At 70.3% G+C, this 19,306-nt stretch carries 13 protein-coding genes and 1 tRNA gene; 12 read left to right on the top strand and 2 right to left on the bottom strand.

The annotated features are described in order from the left end of the window. Positions 1-97 precede the first annotated feature (97 nt). From topA to CRP56_RS23720, 5 genes are all read left to right on the top strand, one after another. Positions 98-2,923, top strand: coding sequence for a type I DNA topoisomerase (gene topA / locus CRP56_RS23700; RefSeq protein WP_097267118.1), 2,826 nt, complete (start codon positions 98-100; stop codon positions 2,921-2,923). 146 nt (positions 2,924-3,069) lie between these two features. Further along, positions 3,070-6,342 (top strand): dTMP kinase, encoded by a 3,273-nt coding sequence (gene tmk / locus CRP56_RS23705; protein WP_097267119.1) that lies wholly within the window; start codon positions 3,070-3,072, stop codon positions 6,340-6,342. Positions 6,343-6,473: 131 nt separating this feature from the next. Continuing rightward, positions 6,474-7,679 (top strand): DNA polymerase III subunit delta', encoded by a 1,206-nt coding sequence (locus CRP56_RS23710; RefSeq protein ID WP_097267121.1) that lies wholly within the window; start codon positions 6,474-6,476, stop codon positions 7,677-7,679. A 115-nt stretch (positions 7,680-7,794) separates the two neighbouring features. Further along, entirely contained in the window at positions 7,795-9,408 is a 1,614-nt protein-coding gene (locus tag CRP56_RS23715; RefSeq protein ID WP_097274393.1) for an alpha/beta hydrolase, read from the top strand. A gap of 106 nt (positions 9,409-9,514) precedes the next feature. After that, positions 9,515-9,591: transfer RNA gene (locus CRP56_RS23720), tRNA-Thr, on the top strand. A 245-nt stretch (positions 9,592-9,836) separates the two neighbouring features. Here CRP56_RS23720 and CRP56_RS47685 read toward each other — a convergent pair. Then, a complete protein-coding gene (locus CRP56_RS47685) occupies positions 9,837-9,974 on the bottom strand; it encodes a hypothetical protein (RefSeq protein WP_179851105.1) in 138 nt (45 codons plus the stop codon). 315 nt (positions 9,975-10,289) lie between these two features. Here CRP56_RS47685 and CRP56_RS23725 point away from each other — a divergent pair, with 315 nt between their 5' ends. The 7 genes from CRP56_RS23725 to CRP56_RS49110 all read left to right on the top strand — a co-directional run bounded on the left by CRP56_RS23725 (position 10,290) and on the right by CRP56_RS49110 (position 18,231). Then, positions 10,290-10,484 carry a hypothetical protein gene (locus CRP56_RS23725; RefSeq protein ID WP_006132579.1) on the top strand — a complete coding sequence of 65 codons (195 nt, stop codon included), beginning with the start codon at positions 10,290-10,292 and terminating at the stop codon, positions 10,482-10,484. A 44-nt stretch (positions 10,485-10,528) separates the two neighbouring features. After that, positions 10,529-10,720: a hypothetical protein gene (locus CRP56_RS23730; protein ID WP_097267123.1), complete on the top strand. Its 192-nt coding sequence runs from the start codon at positions 10,529-10,531 to the stop codon at positions 10,718-10,720. Positions 10,721-10,875: 155 nt separating this feature from the next. Beyond that, the gene (locus CRP56_RS23735) at positions 10,876-12,789 is read left to right on the top strand and encodes an alpha/beta fold hydrolase (RefSeq protein ID WP_257040932.1); all 1,914 of its coding nucleotides are present in this window, start codon (positions 10,876-10,878) and stop codon (positions 12,787-12,789) included. Then, a complete protein-coding gene (locus CRP56_RS47690; RefSeq protein WP_097267127.1) occupies positions 12,786-13,364 on the top strand; it encodes a hypothetical protein in 579 nt (192 codons plus the stop codon). Before CRP56_RS23735 ends, CRP56_RS47690 begins: the two co-directional genes overlap by 4 nt. Positions 13,365-13,394: 30 nt before the next feature. Beyond that, positions 13,395-14,150 carry a class I SAM-dependent methyltransferase gene (locus tag CRP56_RS23745; RefSeq protein WP_097267128.1) on the top strand — a complete coding sequence of 252 codons (756 nt, stop codon included), beginning with the start codon at positions 13,395-13,397 and terminating at the stop codon, positions 14,148-14,150. Beyond that, on the top strand, positions 14,147-15,880 hold the full coding sequence (locus CRP56_RS23750; protein WP_097267130.1) for an ABC transporter ATP-binding protein: 1,734 nt from the start codon (positions 14,147-14,149) through the stop codon (positions 15,878-15,880). The genes CRP56_RS23745 and CRP56_RS23750 overlap by 4 nt, the downstream gene beginning before the upstream one ends. Beyond that, positions 15,877-18,231: a phytoene desaturase family protein gene (locus CRP56_RS49110; protein WP_306459450.1), complete on the top strand. Its 2,355-nt coding sequence runs from the start codon at positions 15,877-15,879 to the stop codon at positions 18,229-18,231. The genes CRP56_RS23750 and CRP56_RS49110 overlap by 4 nt, the downstream gene beginning before the upstream one ends. Here the strand turns inward: CRP56_RS49110 and CRP56_RS23765 are convergent. Then, positions 18,216-19,058 carry a M23 family metallopeptidase gene (locus CRP56_RS23765; protein ID WP_097267131.1) on the bottom strand — a complete coding sequence of 281 codons (843 nt, stop codon included), beginning with the start codon at positions 19,056-19,058 and terminating at the stop codon, positions 18,216-18,218. The two genes, CRP56_RS49110 and CRP56_RS23765, sit on opposite strands and share 16 nt — an antisense overlap. Positions 19,059-19,306 lie beyond the last annotated feature (248 nt).

Genomic DNA, 19,306 nt, shown 5'->3' on the forward strand with positions numbered 1-19,306 from the left:
GGGGCGGGATGTACCGTCACACTCCGCAGCGTCACCATGACCCGACCCCGGGGACCGCCTGGGGAGGCCCCAGCGTCGACCGGAGAGAAGAGCGAAGTTGTCCCCGACCAGCGAGACCGCACACGGCGGCCGCCGACTCGTCATCGTCGAGTCGCCAGCCAAGGCGAAGACGATCAAGGGCTACCTCGGCCCTGGATACGTCGTCGAGGCGAGCGTCGGGCACATCCGCGACCTCCCCAACGGCGCCGCGGAGGTGCCGGAGAAGTACACCGGTGAGGTGCGCCGCCTCGGCGTGGACGTGGAGCACGACTTCGAGCCGATCTATGTCGTCAACGCCGACAAGAGGGCCCAGGTCAAGAAGCTCAAGGACCTGCTGAAGGACTCCGACGAGCTCTTCCTCGCCACCGATGAGGACCGCGAGGGCGAGGCCATCGCGTGGCACCTCCTGGAGGTGCTGAAGCCCAAGGTCCCGGTCAAGCGCATGGTGTTCCACGAGATCACCAAGGACGCGATCCGGGCCGCCGTCGCCAACCCGCGCGATCTCAACCAGCGCATGGTCGACGCCCAGGAGACCCGCCGCATCCTCGACCGTCTCTACGGCTACGAGGTCTCGCCGGTCCTGTGGAAGAAGGTCATGCCGCGCCTTTCGGCGGGCCGTGTCCAGTCGGTCGCCACGCGGCTCGTCGTCGAGCGGGAGCGCGAGCGCATCGCCTTCCGCTCCGCCGAGTACTGGGACCTGACCGGCACCTTCGGCACCGGCCGCGCCGGTGACCCGAGCGACCCGTCGACGCTGGTCGCCCGGCTCCAGACGGTCGACGGCAAGCGGGTCGCGCAGGGCCGTGACTTCGACTCGCTGGGCCAGATCAAGGGCGCCAACACCCTCCACCTCGACGAGGCGAACGCCCGCGCTCTGGCCGCCGCGCTGGAGAACACCGACTTCGCCGTCCGGTCCGTCGAGTCCAAGCCGTACCGCCGCTCGCCGTACGCCCCGTTCCGTACGACGACCCTCCAGCAGGAGGCCAGCCGCAAGCTCGGCTTCGGCGCGAAGGCGACCATGCAGGTCGCTCAGAAGCTGTACGAGAACGGCTACATCACCTACATGCGTACGGACTCCACGACGCTCAGCGACACCGCTGTCGCCGCGGCCCGCGCGCAGGTCACGCAGCTGTACGGCGCCGACTACCTGCCGTCCGCGCCGCGGACGTACGCCGGGAAGGTCAAGAACGCGCAGGAGGCGCACGAGGCGATCCGGCCCTCGGGTGATCGTTTCCGCACGCCCGCCGAGACCGGCCTGACCGGCGACCAGTTCAAGCTCTACGAGCTGATCTGGAAGCGGACCGTCGCCTCCCAGATGAAGGACGCGACCGGCAACTCCGTCACGGTCAAGATCGGTGGCACCGCCGCCGACGGCCGGGACGTCGAGTTCAGCGCCTCCGGCAAGACGATCACCTTCCACGGCTTCCTGAAGGCCTACGTCGAGGGTGCCGACGACCCGAACGCCGAGCTGGACGACCGCGAGCGCCGGCTGCCGCAGGTCAGCGAGGGCGACCGGCTCTCCGCCGAGGAGATCACGGTCGACGGGCACGCCACCAAGCCCCCGGCCCGCTACACCGAGGCCAGCCTGGTCAAGGAGCTCGAAGAGCGCGAGATCGGCCGCCCGTCGACGTACGCGTCGATCATCGGCACCATCCTCGACCGCGGCTATGTCTTCAAGAAGGGCACGGCACTCGTCCCGTCCTTCCTGTCCTTCGCCGTGGTCAACCTCCTGGAGAAGCACTTCGGGCGGCTCGTCGACTACGACTTCACCGCCAAGATGGAGGACGACCTCGACCGCATCGCCCGCGGTGAGGCCCAGTCCGTGCCGTGGCTGAAGCGGTTCTACTTCGGCGAGGGCTCCCCGGAGAGCGGCGGCGCGGCCGAGGCCGGCAACGGCGACGGGGACCACCTCGGCGGCCTCAAGGAACTGGTGACCGACCTGGGCGCGATCGACGCGCGCGAGGTCTCCTCGTTCCCGGTGGGCAACGGCATCGTGCTCCGCGTCGGCCGCTACGGCCCGTACATCGAGCGCGGCGAGAAGGACTCCGAGGGCCACCAGCGCGCGGACGTGCCGGAGGACCTCGCCCCGGACGAGCTGTCCGTCGAGTACGCCGAGGAGCTGCTCGCCAAGCCGAGCGGCGACTTCGAGCTCGGCGCCGACCCGGTCAGCGGCAACCAGATCATCGCCCGCGCCGGCCGCTACGGCCCGTACGTCACCGAGGTGCTCCCCGAGGGCACCCCGAAGACCGGCAAGAACGCCGTGAAGCCGCGGACGGCCTCGCTGTTCAAGTCGATGTCCCTGGACACGGTGACGCTGGACGACGCCCTCAAGCTGATGTCGCTGCCGCGCGTGGTCGGCGTCGACGCCGAGGGCCAGGAGATCACCGCGCAGAACGGGCGCTACGGGCCGTACCTGAAGAAGGGCACGGACTCGCGCTCGCTCACCTCCGAGGAGCAGCTCTTCACGATTACCCTCGAAGAGGCGCTCGCGATCTACGCCCAGCCCAAGCAGCGCGGCCGGGCCGCCGCCAAGCCGCCGCTGAAGGAGCTGGGCACCGACCCGGTCAGCGAGAAGCCGGTCGTGGTCAAGGACGGCCGCTTCGGCCCGTACGTCACCGACGGGGAGACCAACGCGACCCTGCGCTCCGGCGACAGCGTCGAGGACATCACCCCCGAGCGCGGCTACGAACTCCTCGCCGAGAAGCGGGCGAAGGCCCCCGCCAAGAAGACGGCGAAGAAGGCTCCCGCCAAGAAGGCCGCCGCGAAGAAGGCCACCCCGGCCAAGAAGACGGCCGCCAAGAAGACCGCCGCGAAGAAGACGACGACGGCCGCGAAGAAGACCACCGCGAAGAAGGCGGCGGCCTCGAAGACGGCGTCGGAGGACTGAGACCGGCGGCACCAGGGGCTGTTTTCGGCCCTGTTGCCCCACTGAGGCTTCGCGAAACGAACGCCCCGGCATCACTTTGGTGTCGGGGCGTGCGCACGTTCGGACGGGCGCCGCGGTCTGTCGGTGCTGCCCGATAGGCTGAAAGCATGACGCGAGCCGAGCAGCCAACGGCCCACCACCCGGCCCCCGACGACGCCCTTGCCGCGGACTCCCGCGAGCGCGCCGTCCGCGCCCTGCTGCGCCAACCACAGCTGAAGAGGCTGTGGAGCGCCCAGCTGGTGGGCGGTGTCGGCGACACCCTCGCCCTTCTGGTCGTGGTCCTCCTCGCCCTCCAGGCGGCGATCGCCGAGGGCTCCTTCGGGGGTGGGTACCGAGGGGTCGCGTTCGCAGTGGCGACCGTCTTCGGGGTGCGCATCCTGGCCACGCTGCTGTTCGGCGCGGTGCTCCTCGGCCCGTTGACGTCCCTCACCGCGCAGGAGGGGCCGCTCGACCGCCGCTGGACCATGGTCGGCGCGGACGGGGTGCGGGCGGCGCTGCTGATCGTCGCGCCCCTGTGGATCGACTGGACGCCGGAGAACGCGCTGGCGATGCTCCTGGTGACGGCCTTCGTCACCGGAGTCGCCGAGCGCTTCTGGTCGGTGTGCCGCGAGAGCGCGGCGCCCGCCCTGCTCCCGGCCCCGCCGCCGGAGGGCGCGACGGTACGACCGCTGCCGGACCACCTGGACGCGCTGCGCCGGCTGTCGCTGCGTACGGGCTTCGTGGCGATCCCGCTGGCCGCCGCCGCGCTCGTCACCGCCGCGCTCGTCAACAACCTTCTGGGCGCCGGGATCGACTGGTTCGACCAGCACCAGGCCGCCCTCGCCTCGTATGTCGCGGCGGGTCTGTTCGCCGCGTCGCTGTCCGTGCTGACCTTCCTGGAGCTGCCCGACACGCGCACCCCGCGCGCGCGTTCGCCGCTGGAGGGCCTGCGCCGCCCCAAGACGGGCGCCGGCGTCGACAAGGGCCGCACCGGCGTGCTGCCGCTGCTGGTCCTCGCCTCCGCCGCCGTCGCGGGCGCGGTCTCCGCGGCCGTCGCCGTGTCCGTGCTGCACGCCAAGGACCTGGGCGGCGGGCCGGTGACGTACGGCCTGCTGGTGCTCGCGCTGACCGGCGGGGTCGTCGTCGGCATCCGTACGGCGCCCAAGGTGCTGGTCTCGCTGTCGCGTCGCCGGCTGCTCGCGCTGGCGATCGCCTTCACCGGCGTCGCCCTGCTGGCCGCGGGCCTGGTCCCGGACGTCACCACCGTCCTCCTGATCGTCGCGCTGGCCGGCATCGGCGCGGGCGTGGCCGCCAACACCGGGCACGCGCTGCTCGACCAGGAGACCGAGGACCACCGCCGCCCCCGCACGACCGAGCATCTGCACGCGGTCGTACGGGTGTTCGTGGCGCTCGGCGCCGTCATCGCCCCGCTGGTCGCCGCGCTGATCGGGCCGCACCGGCTGGAGAGTGGCAAGTTCGTCTTCGCGCACGGCGGGGCGGCGTTCACGCTGATGCTGGTCGGCGCGCTGCTGCTGCCGGTGGCCGCGCTGGTGCTCGCCAAGGTCGACGACCGCTCCGGAGTGCCGCTGCGGCACGACCTGCGGGACGCGCTGCTCGGCGGCGACGACCCGGTGACGGCGCCCATGGCGACCGGCTTCTTCATCGCCCTGGAGGGCGGCGACGGCGCCGGGAAGTCCACCCAGGCCGAGGCGCTCGCCGAGTGGATCAGGGCCAAGGGACACGAGGTCGTGGTCACGCGCGAGCCGGGCGCGACCCCGGTCGGCAAGCGGCTGCGGTCGATCCTGCTCGACGTGTCCTCGGCCGGACTCTCGCACCGCGCGGAGGCGCTGCTGTACGCGGCGGACCGCGCGGAGCACGTCGACACCGTCGTCCGGCCCGCCCTGGAGCGCGGCGCGGTCGTCATCTCCGACCGGTACATCGACTCCTCGGTGGCCTACCAGGGCGCGGGCCGCGACCTGTCCCCGACCGAGGTCGCCCGCATCAACCGCTGGGCCACGCACGGACTGGTCCCGCACCTGACCGTCCTGCTCGACGTCTCGCCGGAGATCGCCCGGGAGCGGTTCACCGAGGCGCCCGACCGGCTGGAGTCGGAGCCGGCGGAGTTCCACGCGCGCGTGCGCTCCGGGTTCCTGACGCTCGCCGCCGCCGACCCCGGGCGGTACCTGGTGGTGGACGCGGGCCAAGAGCCCGAGGCCGTCACCACCGTCGTACGCCACCGGCTCGACCAGCTGCTGCCGCTCTCCGAGCAGGAGATCCGCGAGCAGGAGGAGGCCCGGCGCAAGGCCGAGGAGGAAGCGCGCCGCAAGGCCGAGGAAGAGGCCGCGCGCAAGGCCGAGGAAGAGCGGCTGGAGCGGGAGCGCCAGGAGCAGCTGGAGCGGCTGCGCGCCGAGGAGGAGGAGCGCAAGCGGCGCGAGCTGGAGGAGGCGCAGCGGCGCGAGGCCGAACGCCAGGCGGAGGAGGCCCGGCTGCGGGCCGAGGAAGCGCGTAAGCGGGCCGAGGAGGAGCGGCAGCGGCTGCTCGCCGAGGAGAAGGCCCGCGCGGAGGAAGAGGCGCGCCGCAAGGCCGAGGAGGAGCGGCGGCGCAAGCAGGCCGAGGAGGAGGCGCGGCTGCACGCCGAGGCCGAGGCGCGGCGCCTGGAGAAGCAGCGCAAGGCCGAGGAGGCGTTGCTGCGGGCCGAGGAGGCGCGGCGACTCGCCGAGCAGGCGTCCGCGGCGGCCGAGGCGGGCCCGAAGAAGCCGACGCCGCCCGCGGTGGCCCCGGACGCGGCGACCGTGCCCACGCCGGTGGTGACGCCGACGAACGCGTCGGGCGGGCCGGTGGAGGAGACGGCGGTCCTGCGGAAGGTGTCCGAGGGGGCGGATGCGGATGCGGACGCCGGTGAGGGGCGTGGCGCTGCGGGGCGGGTTGCTGACAACGAGGTGACCGCCGAGCTGCCCAAGCCTCCGCCGGCTTCGGCCGCTGATGAGACCGCGGTGCTGCCGCCGGTCGTGCCGGGTGCGGCGGACGAGACCGCGGTGCTGCCGCCGGTCGTGCCGGGTGCGGCGGACGAGACCGCAGTGCTGCCGCCCGTCGTGCCGGGGGCCGCTGACGAGACGGCCGTGTTGCCGCCTGTGCCGGGGGAGGATCCCGCGGACCGGGTGCCGCCGGGGTTCTTCCGGGAGGAGCAGTCGCGGCCCGACGGGGCCGAGGACCGGACGCGCGAGATGCCTCAGGTCGACGAGACCGGGGCGCCTCGGCGGCGGGCCCGGTCGGACTGGGCCGAGGAGACTCCGCTGGACGATCTGCCGTCGCTGGCGGACGAGTTGCTGGGCCCGCGGGACCGGGACGGCGACGAGTTCGGCGACGGGCGTGGGCGGCGTGGCCGGGGGCGTCGGGGCTGAGGGGTCGAGTGCGGGGTGGCGTTGTCTCAGTTGGAGGCAGGCGTTGTCAGTGCCGCACCGCACAATGGAATCCGCGACCTCGACCATAGGGAATCCGCGACCTCGACCATGACGAAAGGGCGGCGTGAGGCATGACCGTCTGGGACGACCTCGTCGGACAGGAGAAGGTGAGTGAGCAGCTGACCGCTGCCGCTCGGGACGCCGACGCGTTCGTCACCGCCGCCGCTTCCGACACGCCGCCGCCCGCCACGTCGAAGATGACGCACGCGTGGCTGTTCACCGGCCCGCCGGGCGCGGGGCGTACGCAGGCCGCGCGGGCCTTCGCCGCGGCGCTGCAGTGCGTGAGCCCGGACCGGGCGCTCGGCGGGGTCCCCGGCTGCGGGTTCTGCGACGGATGCCATACGGCCCTGGTCGGCACGCATGCCGACGTCACCACCGTGGCCGCCGTCGGCACCCAGATCCTCGCCGACGACATGCGGGACACCGTCCGCAAGTCCTTCACGTCCCCGGCGACCGGCCGCTGGCAGGTGATCCTCGTCGAGGACGCCGAGCGGCTGAACGAGAAGTCGGCCAACGCCGTGCTGAAGGCGGTGGAGGAGCCCGCCCCCCGCACGGTCTGGCTCCTGTGCGCCCCCTCCATCGAGGACGTCCTGCCCACCATCCGCTCCCGCTGCCGGCACCTCAACCTGCGGACGCCCTCCGTGGACGCCGTCGCGGACCTTCTCGTACGACGTGAGGGCATCGAGCCCGCCGTGGCGGCGGCCGTCGCCCGGGCCACGCAGGGGCATGTCGACCGCGCCCGCCGACTGGCCACCGACCCGGCCGCGCGGGAGCGCAGGGCCGCCGTGCTGAAGCTCCCCCTGCGTGTGGACGACGTCGGCGGCTGCCTCAAGGCCGCGCAGGAACTCGTCGACGCCGCCGCCGAGGACGCCAAGCTGCTCGCCGAGGAGATGGACGGCAAGGAGACCGAGGAGCTGAAGGCGGCGCTGGGCGCGGCCCAGGGCGGGCGGCTGCCGCGCGGCACGGCGGGCGTGATGAAGGACCTGGAGGACAAGCAGAAGCGCCGCAGAACCCGGACCCAGCGCGACAGCCTCGACGTCGCGCTGACCGACCTCACCGGCTTCTACCGCGACGTCCTCGCCCTCCAGCTCGGCTCGCGCGTGGCCATCGCCAACGCGGATTCGGAGGACGCTCTGGAGCGGCTCGCCCGCGGCAGCTCCCCGGAGGCCACGCTCCGCCGCATCGAGGCGATCGCCGCCTGCCGCGACGCCCTGGACCGCAATGTGGCGCCGCTGCTCGCGGTGGAGGCGATGACGATGGCGCTGCGCGCCGGCTGACCGGCCGGGCACGCATCCCCACCCGACGATCAACAGGAGGTTGACCAGGTAACTCGTACGAGCCGGATCGTGCACGGAGAGCATTCAAGCCACTGCGCACAGTTACGCTCGCGTGATGCACATCAGGCGCAGTCCCCGCTCCGCAGACCCGCTCCCCCGGCCGCTTCGTCCACGCCGCCACCGGCGTACCCGCACCGGCGGTGCCGTGCTCGCCGTCGCCGCGCTGCTCGTCTCCGCCTGTTCGTCCGGGAGCGCGACCGGCTCCCCCAGCTCGGCCGCGGAGGCGGCGCTGGCCGCGCTGCCGAAGGCCACACCGGCCGCGCTCACGTCGTACTACGAGCAGAAGCTGAGCTGGCGCAGCTGCGGTGTCCCCGGCTTCCAGTGCGCCACGATGAGGGCGCCGCTCGACTACGACAAGCCGGACGGCGGCGACGTCCGCCTCGCCGTCGCCCGCAAGAAGGCCACCGGCTCCGGCAAGGCGCTCGGCTCTCTGCTGGTGAACCCGGGCGGGCCGGGCGGCTCGGCGGTCGGCTACCTCCAGGCGTACGCCGGGGTCGGCTACCCGGCCGCGGTCCGCGCGCGGTACGACATGGTCGCGGTCGACCCGCGCGGCGTCGCCCGCAGCGAGCCCGTCAAGTGCCTCGACGGGCGGCAGATGGACGCGTACACCCAGACCGACACGACACCCGACGACACGGAGGAGACCGACGAACTCGTCGCCGCGTACCAGAAGTTCGCGGAGGGCTGCGGGGCGCACTCGCCCGAGCTGCTGCGCCATGTGTCCACCGCCGAGGCGGCCCGGGACATGGACATCCTGCGGGCCGTGCTGGGCGACGCGAAGCTGACGTACGTCGGGGCGTCGTACGGGACGTTCCTCGGGGCGACGTACGCGGGCCTGTTCCCGGACCGGGTCGGGCGGCTGGTGCTGGACGGCGCGATGGACCCGTCGCTGCCCGCCCGCCGGATGAACCTGGACCAGACGGCGGGGTTCGAGACGGCGTTCCAGTCGTTCGCGCGGGACTGTGTGCAGCAGCCGGACTGCCCGCTGGGGAAGCGGGCGGACCAGGTGGGGACCAGGCTGAAGGCCTTCTTCCGCAAGCTCGACGCGCACCCGATCCCCACCGGCGACGCGGACGGCCGCAAGCTCGGCGAGGCCCTCGCCACGACCGGCGTGATCGCGGCGATGTACGACGAGGGGGCCTGGGCGCAGCTGCGCGAGGCGCTGACGTCGGCGATGAAGGAGAACGACGGCGCCGGGCTGCTGTTCCTGTCGGACAGCTACTACGAGCGCGACGCCGACGCCCGCTACTCGAACCTGATGTTCGCCAACGCAGCCGTGAACTGCCTCGACCTGCCGCCGGCGTTCTCGACGCCGGACGAGGTGCGCGAGGCGCTCCCCGAGTTCGAGAAGGCGTCCCCGGTCTTCGGCGAGGGCCTGGCCTGGGCCTCCCTGAACTGCGCGTACTGGCCGGTGCGGGCCACGGGCGAGCCGCACCGCATCGCCGCACGCGGCGCCGCCCCGATGGTCGTCGTCGGTACGACCCGCGACCCGGCGACCCCGTACCGCTGGGCTCGCGCCCTGGCCGCCCAGCTCACGTCGTCCCGCCTGCTCACCTACGAGGGCGACGGCCACACCGCCTACGGCCGCGGCAGCACCTGCATCGACTCCGCGATCGACACGTACCTGCTCCGCGGCACGCCTCCGACGCGGGGCAAGCGCTGCTCGTAGCCCCGGTCGCGGGGTGCGCGGGGTGCTCCGGGGGCTGGTACGGAGCACCCTCCGAAACTGTGTAGACTTACCGACGTTGCTGATCGCACCATGGTGCGGACGGCGCGCCGCCTTAGCTCAGATGGCCAGAGCAACGCACTCGTAATGCGTAGGTCTCGGGTTCGAATCCCGAAGGCGGCTCCATTTCAAGGCCAGGTCAGATTCACTCTGACCTGGCCTTTTGTGTTGCCCTCCCGCCTCCGCGCGAGGCAGCTCAGACACCTCCGCCATGCCGGAGGTCTTCGTCGCGAGCGTGAGCGGAATTTAGGATTCCATTACTCTTTCATGGGAAAGAACCGGTCATCCCATTGCTCAGGCGTTACTCGCGGGCGCCTGCATCCCGTTGGTGAAATCGCAGGTCGATCCCGGTGTCGAGGTCGAGGACGGCGTCAGGCGGCATGGTTCGGATCAAGCCAGGACGACTTCATGGCCTGTTCTCGCTGATCCTCAGTGGTTAGTGTGACGTTGCCTTCGGGAAGTGCGGCAATCGATCGATAGAGGCCAGTGGCTGACCACTGCTGGCTCATCGGTTGTGGATAATCCCGGAAATATTGACACTCCGAGGCATGCGACTAAATGGGGGAATAGTGCTGTCTGACATGCCTGTCATAGCTCCTACACCTTTTCGGGGAAGCTCGCTCTGCATTATCGCCTTCGGCGTGACGCGCGTAGTGTCCGGTCGGCGAAGCCGCTGCAGGAGCGACGCGATCTCTTGCAATGCCCCTCACAGGCTTGCCTGATATCCCACGTCAGGCATGGTCGGGCCACGTCCTGGCCCGGCGGTACCACCAGCAAGAACCGGAATTCACCGCAACGCAATAGAGAAAACGGGAGACAACGCGATGGAACAGAAGATCGCCGCGTTCATGAACGAGCAGGACCTGGGTTCGCTGGAGCAGGGCTACCGGGACGACGCCCCGATGCCGGTCCTGGCCACCCCCGCCGCGGCCGTCGCCACCTGCTGGTACGTCGGCGGCGCGGCTGCCGGCGCCGCCGCTGTTGTGGGTGCCTACGTCACCGGCCGCGTCGTCGGCTGAACCTCGCCACGATTCACGACGATCAATCTCGAAGGAGAAATGCCATGAGCAGGATCGTAGACAGTGTTGTCGCCGTCACGCCGGCGCACCTGACGGACGACAGCCAGGGCGAATTCGGCGCGATGGCGCCCGTTCAGGCCACCCCGACTCTGGTCGCGTTCGGCGTGGGCTTCGCCGGCGGCGCCGGGGCTGCCTGGGTCACCGTGCAGGCGTACGAAGCAGGTGCCAACGACTGATCGGTTCGACCCGACTGAGCACCACCTGCTGAGGAGCCCTGTGGGCTTCTGAGGGGGCTCCCACCTGGGAGTTGTCTCCAGGGAGCGACAGGCTGTCGGGCCGCGGCGGAATCGCGGCCCGACAGCCTTTCCACCCTACCCTCAACAGGTTCAACGTGGAGGAAACATTCGGCATGATGCGAATAAAGAGACTCGTTCCTTCAGTATTTTCGCCAATTCCGGTTTCCCGGGATCGCGCGATAGGGATATCCGAACGTCTCGCGGCCCTCTCCAGCCTTTCATCTTCTCTCGAATACCTGCACCAGCATCGGAACCTGGAGTCGGGTGGTCTCAATGACTGGGAGATCATGAAGCAGACGCCGGAGAGCAAGATCCCGGCGATCCAGAAGCTCACCAATGCCGTGAGCGGCAGGCGGACCACGCTGACGCTGCACGCCACGCGCGTCGCCTGCAGCCTGGGAATGCTGTTGCCCGGCAACAGCAAGTGGCGGGCGGCGGGCAACCTCTATCTCGCCGCGACGACCACCCTGCTGCAGGCCCGCCACCGCTACGGCACGGACGGCTCGGACCAGGTCGCCACCCAGGTGCAGACGGTCACCGGGCTTGCTCGGCTGTCAAAGAGTCCGCAGGTCAGCGACGCCTTGATGTGGTACCTGGCGATCCAGGCCAACATGTCCTACGCGGCGTCCGGCTGGGCGAAGCTGGCGGGAACGAAGTGGCGCGACGGTTCGGCTCTCCCCGGTGTGATGCGGACCCGCACCTACGGCTTCGAGCGCGCCTACCGGCTGACGCAGCGCTATCCCAAGATCAGCAAGGCGACGCAGCATGCCGTACTGGCGATGGAATGCCTTTTCCCCGTCGTCTATCTGGCCGGCGGGCGGATGACCCGAGTGATGATCGGTTCGGCCGCAGGCTTCCATGTCGCCAACGCGTTCGTCATGGGACTGGGACGGTTCATGACCGCGTTTCCCGCCATGCATCCCATGATCGCCTACACGACGGCGCCGCGGACGTTCTCGGCAGTCGCCGGGCGGGACGATCGGATGGTCAGGACCGCACTGGTGCTGCTGGCCGGAGGTGTCGCCGGCGCGGGTGTACTGGCGACCCAGCGGCGCGCGCGGGCTGTGGCGGGCTGGCCCAATTCGCGGACCGTCACCACCCGGCACGGCAACATCCTCTTCTACGACACCGGAGGTCAGGCACTCGACGACCGCCCGGTCCTGGTGTTCAACCACGGCCTTGCCTCGACCCCCGAGCACTTCGCATGGATGGTCGAGCGGTTGGCGTTCGACCTCGGACACCCCGTGGTGACGTATGCCCGCGCAGGCTACGGCCCCAGCCGCCGGGTGAAGCAGGCCCCGTACACCATCCAGGAGTCCGTGGACGACCTGGAGGACCTGGTCCGCCAGGCGCTTCCCGAGGCCCGCAAGGTGGTGCTGGTGGGGCATTCCCTCGGCGCGGACCTCAACCGCCGGGCGGTGGCTCAGCTCGGTGAACGGGTGGCGGGCGTCGTCCACCTCGACCCCACGCACCCAGGGCAGCTCGTGCGGTCGGAGAAGCAGCGGAAGGGCAGTGAGATGTTCACTTACTCCCTGACGGAGATGGCGCGCTGGACCAAGCTGGGCAGCGGTGCGTTGATGTCGCGCCCTCGCTGGGTGGACGACCTGCCGTACGCCTATCGCCAGAAGGTCTTCTCTCTCTACACCGACGCACGGCTGTGGCGTGCGGCAGCACGGGAGTGGGAGGTGGTCAGGGAGGAGTTCCACTCCTTCGACGAGAGCCTGGCCCCGGTTCCCGTACCGGGCCTGGTCGTTGCCGCGCAGGTGACCGTGGACATGGATCCCGAACAGCTGCTGATGTTCAACGACATCGTCCGGACCCACCACGCGGCGAGCCGGCACGGTGACATCACCGTCGTGGAGCGTGCCGGTCACGACACCATCCTGACCGACGCTCGCCATGCCCGAACCGCCGCGGACCTGATCGCTGCCTTCGTGGACCAGCACTGCGCGCCGACCGTCGCGGCACCCGCCGGGAAGCTCGCGGGAATGGCCGGGGAGGAGAAGTGAGCATCGCCGCATCCCTCAAGGAGGCGCTCACCGGGCCCGGTGCGGTGACGCGTCTCGCGGGCGCCGCCCTGCTGGTGACCACCCTGGCCGCACAGCATCCGAATCCGGCTTTCGAGCGCGCACGGGAAAAGGACCTCTTCTCCCTTGTGCCGAACTGGAAGTTCTTCGCCCCGAACCCCGCGACGCACGACTACCACTACCTCTACCGCACCCTCGACGAACGTCATGAGACGTCCCCATGGATCGAACTTGACCTGATCCAGAACCGCAGGATGATCCAGGCATTCTGGTTCTCGTCCCGCCGGACGGAAAAAGCGGTGTTTGATATCTGCACCGCGATCATCAAGAACATTGCAAAGGGCAGTGATCCGACCGGTACTCCGCCCTTCCGAGTGTTGTCAGAATTCATTCGGAGGCAGATCAGAGAGGCCCCGAATGTTTCTCATGTCCGCGGCTTCCAATTCGCTGTGGTCCGTGCTGCCGGTCACGACGACAGTGAGGATCCGGAGGTTCTCTACGTTTCCACCTATCAGGCGATGAATCCAACACAGCCAGCCTTTCTGCGGGCCGCCTGAGTGTCCTCACCCAAGAGAAACGGAGAACCGATGACCATCGCGGACATTGGCTATGGCAAACAGTTCGAGGGCTGGTACGACCGCATCTTCCAGGACGATGCCTCCACCCGGATCACCGTCGAGGCGCTGACCGAACTCCACCCTGACCCTGCCTGGGGCACGCTGGAGTTCGGCGTCGGGACAGGCCGGATCGCGCTGCCGCTTTCGCGTCGTGTCGGCCCGGTCGTGGGTGTGGACTCCTCTCAAGAGATGCTTGGAGCCCTGGACAAGCGGGCCGGGGAAGGACAGGTGGTCGCCGAGCTCGGGGACATCCGGACCTACCGCGGTGACCGGCAGTACGGCCTGGTCTACTGCGTCTGCTCCACGCTCGCGCTGGTCCTCGACCCCGAGGGACAGCGCGAGGCCATCGCTCGCGCGGCTGAACACCTCCGGCCTGGCGGCCGACTGGTGGTCGAGACCCACAACCGCCCAGGAGTCGTCGCTCAGCACGAGGGCTTGACGCGCACGACGATGTTCGTGCCCTACCCGGAGCCGAACACCGGCATTCAGATGCACGCCACGCTCCTGATGGACAACCGGATCTGGCAGGTGTCCACCGTGTGGTTCGAGGCCGACGGCACCCACCGCATCGGCACCGAAGTCGCCCGCCTGCTCACGCCCGAAGAGGTGGACGGCTATGCACAGGACGCCGGCCTGCGGACCGAGGGTCACTACAGTGACTGGCGGCGGACCGAGTACGTCCCCGCGACCGGACTGTTCGTCGCCACCTACACCAAGCCGGTATGAACCTCCGGGAGATAGTCCTCCGCCACCGGGTCCTGCTGATCGCCGGCATCGGTATGGGCCTGCTCGGTGCGGCGGCCACCCTCGCCCAGCCCTGGATGCTGGGCCGGCTGATCGAGGCCGTGGCCCTGGACGAACCGATCGCCTGGCCCATCACGTTCATCGCGCTGTTCTTCCTCGCGGACGCGGCGCTGAGTGCCGGCCATGCCTATGCCATCGGCAGGGCCGGCGAGAACATCGTGTTCGACGCCCGGAGCATCCTCGGCGGCCGTCTGCTGCGCAGTCGGATTCCGCACTTCTCGCGCCTGGAGCACGGTGACGTCTTCTCGCGCACGGTGTCCGACACCTCCATCGCCTGTCTGGTCATCGCCCAGGCCCTGGCGCAGGTGGTGACGTCCGTCTTCATGGTGCTCGGCGGCATCGTGCTGATGGCCAGGCTCGACTGGAAGCTGCTGCTCACCACGCTCGGCTGCCTGGGGCTGGCCAGCGCCAGTGCGCTGCTGCTGGCCCGTCAGGTCCGGATCGCCGCGTTGCAGAACCGGCAGAACATCGGTGCGTTCGGCTCGGGTCTGCAACGGGTGCTCGGTGCGATCACGACGGTCAAGGCGTCCCGCGCCGAAGGGCGGGAGACCGAGCAACTGGTACGGCTCGCCGACCGGGCTCGGCGCAGCGGGATCCGCGTCACCGGATTCAGCTCACTGCTCACCCCGATGATGAACGTCGGCACGCAACTCTCGCTCGCCGTCGTCATCACCTGGGGTATGGCCCGGGTCGCCACGGGATCGCTCACGCCCGCCGACCTCACCTCGTTCGTGATGTACCTCTTCTATCTGGTGTCACCGCTGGTGATGCTCTTCATGTCGATCGCCCAGATCCAGCAGGGGCGCGCCGCCATCCAGCGCGTGACGGAGCTGGGGACGATCCCCCAGGAGGAGCAGGAAGAGGGGCGGCCGGCGGAACGGCAGGAGCACGCGTCCGTCGTGGAGTCGGCAGTGGCGGTCAGTTTCGAGGGCGTCGGCTTCGCTTACCACGAGAACGCGCCGGTGTTGAGGGACGTCTCGTTCACCGTGCCGCGTCGCGGCCTGACCGCGATCGTGGGCGCCTCCGGCACGGGCAAGACGACGACGTTCCAGCTCATCGAGCGTTTTCACCAGCCGGACACCGGCACCATTCGGGTCGCGGGCCATGACATCGCCGCTCTTCCGCTCGCCCAACTGCGCTCGCTGGTCGGTTATGTCGAGCAGGACGCACCGCTCCTGCGCGGCACCATCCGCGAGAACCTGACGTACGCGAACCCGGAGGCCGACGAGGCCGACATCGCTCGCGCGCTGCGGCTCGCGAGCTTGGAGGAACTCATCACCGCGTTGCCCGACGGCCTTGACGCCGAGCTGGGTGAGCGCGGGGCCGGCCTGTCCGGCGGCCAGCGGCAGCGGCTCGCCATCGCACGGACGTTGCTGCAGCGTCCGGAGCTGATCCTGCTCGACGAGGTCACCGCCCACCTCGACAGCGACACCGAGGCGGCGCTGCGCGACGCCATCATGGAAGCCGGCCGGGAATGCGCCGTGCTTGCCATCGCGCACCGGCTGTCCACCATCGTGCAGGCCGACCGAATCATCGTGATGGAGGAGGGACGGGTACGGGCGACCGGCACCCACCGCGAGCTCATCGAATCCGACGCGGTCTACCGGCGGCTTGCCAGTGGGCAGTTCGCGACCGAGGGCGCGTTGGCATGACACGGGTTGATGTCGCGGTCGTCGGTAGTGGTCCCAACGGTCTGGCCGCCGCCGTCACCATGGCGCGCGCCGGGCTGACCGTGGAGGTCCATGAGCAGGCTGCCGTCATCGGCGGTGGCCTGCGCGGCGAAGCCCTGTTCGACTCCGCGGTGCGGCACGACCTCTGCGCTGCCGTCCACCCCATGGCGGCCGCCTCCGCGTTCTTCCGCGCGTTCGACCTGGAGGCCCGCGGTGTACGGCTGCTGCAGCCGCCCATTTCCTACGCGCACCCGCTGGACGGTGGTGCCGCTGCGTTCGCGTACCGTGACCTCGCCGCGACGCGTGACCGGCTGGGCGCGGACGGGCGGCGCTGGTACCGGTTGATGGCGCCGCTGGTGAGACACAGCCCGGGCGTGACCGACTTCCTGCTGTCCGGCCAGCGGTCCTTGCCACCCGACCCCGCTGCACCGCTGCTCCTGGGCCCACGAGTGGTGGACCATCTCCTGCGGGGCAACGGACTTCGCACGGAGGCGGCCCGCGCACTGCTGACGGGAGTCGCGGCGCACGCGGTGGGTCGGCTGCCCAGCCTGCCTGCCGGCGCCATCGCGTTGTTGCTCGGTCATCTGGCTCATGCGACCGGATGGCCGCTGCCGCAGGGCGGCAGCCATCGCATCGCCGAGGCCCTGGCCGACGACCTGACGGCGCACGGCGGCGCGGTGCACACCGGCCGACAGGTCACCGACCTCGCGGAACTCGATGCCCGGGTGATCATGCTGGACACGACGCCGCGCGGTCTGCTGACGCTGGCCGGCGACCGGTTGCCGGCCCGCTACCGCCGGGCGTTGGAACGCTTCCGTTACGGTCCGGGCGCGGCGAAGGCCGACTTCCTGGTCAGCGAGCCCATTCCGTGGGCCGACCCGGAGGTGGGACGAGCCGGGACCGTACACCTGGGCGGTACACGTGCCGAAATGTTCGCCACGGAGTACGCGGCCGTCCGAGGCAAGGCCGGACAGGAGCCTTTCGTCCTGCTGGTCGACCCGGCCGTGACCGATCCCGGCCGAGCCGTCGGCGGGCGCCGCCCGGTGTGGGCGTACGCGCACGTCCCGAACGGCGACACCCGGGATCCGGTGCCGTTGATCACCCGCCGGATCGAGCGGTACGCCCCCGGTTTCGCCGACACGGTCATCGCGGCGCGCGGCGTGCCGGCCGCCGAGTACGAGACCTACAACCCGAACTATCCGGGTGGGGACATCGGCGCCGGAGCCATCACCCTGACGCAGTCCGTGTTCCGGCCCACACCCGCATGGAACCCGTACCGCACACCACTGCCCGGGGTGTACCTGTGCTCGGCGTCGACGCCACCCGGCCCCAGTGTCCATGGCATGTGCGGCCACCTCGCCGCGATGGCCGCCCTCCGCCGAGAGTTCCACATCGTCGCCGTGCCGCACTTGGGGCCCAACGGCGGCCCCACCCCCACAGAGAACAATCCGCCCCCCCACAGAGGAAAGCAGGAGAGCGTCATGAGTGTCAGCCACCGTCCCACCGCCGCGGAGGACTTCGCCGGGTACCTGCGGGCCTATCACGCCGATGCCATCGACGGCAGCGACCCGGTCGCGGAGGTCTGGGACCGCTATCACCTGCCCGATGGCACACACCAGGTCAACGGCCGGATGTGGGACCGCGACAAGATCCTGGGCAGCCTCCGCTCCCGACGTTCCCTCGGGGCGTCGTACGAGCTGTACATCCACGAAGTGACCGTGGAGGGACGCCGGGCCGCCGCCCGGTACACGATCAGCACACCCATGCTGGGCAAGATCCAGTCCGCTACGGAAGCGGCCGTCTTCGCCGAACTGGCCCAGGACGGGCGGGTGGCCCGGACGATCTCCTTCTCCGCCACCCGGCCCGGCTGGTCGGGACGGGACCGGGACGAGCCGTTCGACAGCGCGGCCCGCCCCGCGCCGGGTACCTCGCCGGCACCGCCGCCCGCCGAGGGAGAGGAACCGACGCCCGCCCAGGACCCGGCGCACTATCTGCGGGCCTACTACGCGGCCGGATACGACGTGGCGGTACCGGCCGCCGAGGCCCACGACCGTTTTCACACCCCCGACGCGCTGCACCAGGTCGGGCGAAAGGTGATGCAGCGCTCGGGCGTCCTGAAGGCGCTGGAGGAGGGGCGCAAGCTGGGCCACACCTATCCGGTGGAGGTGCACGAGACGCTGCGAGAGGGCAACCGCTTCGCGGCCCGCTACACCACCAGCCGGGACGGGAACCCGAAGCGGCCGCAGGAAGTCTTCGCCTTCGGCGAGTTCGCCCCGGACGGCCGTGTCCAGTCGGTCCGCTTCGCGCTCGATCCCGGTTATGACGCGGCGTAGGGTTCTGCGGAGTCGGCGGGGGAGGTCCGGACGGGGACGAAGCACGTGTTGTCGGCGGGTACGCCTTCGTGTTCGCGGCCGTCGTCGTCCTGATACCGCCAGCTGAAGCGCAGGCCATGGGCTGATGTGATGTCAGGGCCGTCCATCAACTGGAAGTGCAAGTGTGGCTCTGCGGAGTTTCCGGAGTTGCCGCATTCGGCCAGCGGCTGACCGGCCGTCACGTGGTCCCCGACGGCCACCTTCAGCGAGTGGCGCCGCAGGTGAGCGAAGACGGCGTGTGCTCCGTCGCCCAGGTCGAGGATCAGGTGGTTGCCGAGCAGGTGGCGCGGAAGGCCGAGGGAACGCACGAAACCCTCCGGCAGTACGTAAAGCAAGCCGGCCAGGGAACTACGCGTCAGGTGGTCGCGCTGGCCGTCCGTGGCGGCGACCACGTGGCCGTCCGCGGGGGCGAGCAGCGGTTCACCGAAGGACGGGTAGGACTCGGGGCGTCGCGTCAGCGGCCACAGCCACACGGGTTCCGGCGCCGGGCGGCGGGCCAGGTCGATGGCGTAGGTCTGCGCGAGGTTGTGGGTGTGGCTGGGCACCTTGGTGGCGGGCCCGTTGCGGGCCATCCAGCGGCCCTTCACGGGGATGTCCAGTGCCAACGGGGGAGCTTCGTCGCTCGGCGGGCGCTGGGCACGCGTCATCGCCTGCCGCATCAGCAGACCTGTCACCAGCAGGGCGAGCCCGACGAGCCATAACGGCCCGATGCCCTTGCCGTTGACGAGGATGCACGCGGCGCCGGCGGTCAGCACCAGGCCGTGGCGTTTCCACAGGGACTGTGGCATATGGGGGGCCTTTCAGTGGGGGGACTTGCGGGTGGGCGCGGCATTCCAGAGTCCTGGTCCGCCGGCCCACCCGGGATATCAACGAGGAGGTGATTGATTGGTGGAGGCGGTCTTTTTCGAGTTGTTTATCGGCCAGGTAGTGAGAGATATGGCCGATCCGCAGTCCGTGGTGTCCGCGGCGCCCTGGCAGACCTTCAGTCGGCCGGTGGTGGTGAGTTGATAAGGGCTCAGTCGAAGGTTGACGGGAG

Origin of the sequence: Streptomyces sp. TLI_55 (assembly GCF_900206255.1) — a bacterium.
Taxonomy (GTDB): Bacteria; Actinomycetota; Actinomycetes; order Streptomycetales; family Streptomycetaceae; genus Streptomyces; species Streptomyces aquilus.

Excerpts from the sequence above, each read along its gene's own strand:
- tmk (WP_097267119.1), top strand. The coding sequence starts at position 3,070 with ATGACGCGAGCCGAGCAGCCAACGGCCCACCACCCGGCCCCCGACGAC.
- CRP56_RS23710 (WP_097267121.1), top strand. The coding sequence starts at position 6,474 with ATGACCGTCTGGGACGACCTCGTCGGACAGGAGAAGGTGAGTGAGCAG.
- CRP56_RS23715 (WP_097274393.1), top strand. The coding sequence starts at position 7,795 with ATGCACATCAGGCGCAGTCCCCGCTCCGCAGACCCGCTCCCCCGGCCG.
- CRP56_RS47685 (WP_179851105.1), bottom strand. The coding sequence starts at position 9,974 with ATGAGCCAGCAGTGGTCAGCCACTGGCCTCTATCGATCGATTGCCGCA.
- CRP56_RS23725 (WP_006132579.1), top strand. The coding sequence starts at position 10,290 with ATGGAACAGAAGATCGCCGCGTTCATGAACGAGCAGGACCTGGGTTCG.
- CRP56_RS23730 (WP_097267123.1), top strand. The coding sequence starts at position 10,529 with ATGAGCAGGATCGTAGACAGTGTTGTCGCCGTCACGCCGGCGCACCTG.
- CRP56_RS23745 (WP_097267128.1), top strand. The coding sequence starts at position 13,395 with ATGACCATCGCGGACATTGGCTATGGCAAACAGTTCGAGGGCTGGTAC.
- CRP56_RS23750 (WP_097267130.1), top strand. The coding sequence starts at position 14,147 with ATGAACCTCCGGGAGATAGTCCTCCGCCACCGGGTCCTGCTGATCGCC.
- CRP56_RS49110 (WP_306459450.1), top strand. The coding sequence starts at position 15,877 with ATGACACGGGTTGATGTCGCGGTCGTCGGTAGTGGTCCCAACGGTCTG.
- CRP56_RS23765 (WP_097267131.1), bottom strand. The coding sequence starts at position 19,058 with ATGCCACAGTCCCTGTGGAAACGCCACGGCCTGGTGCTGACCGCCGGC.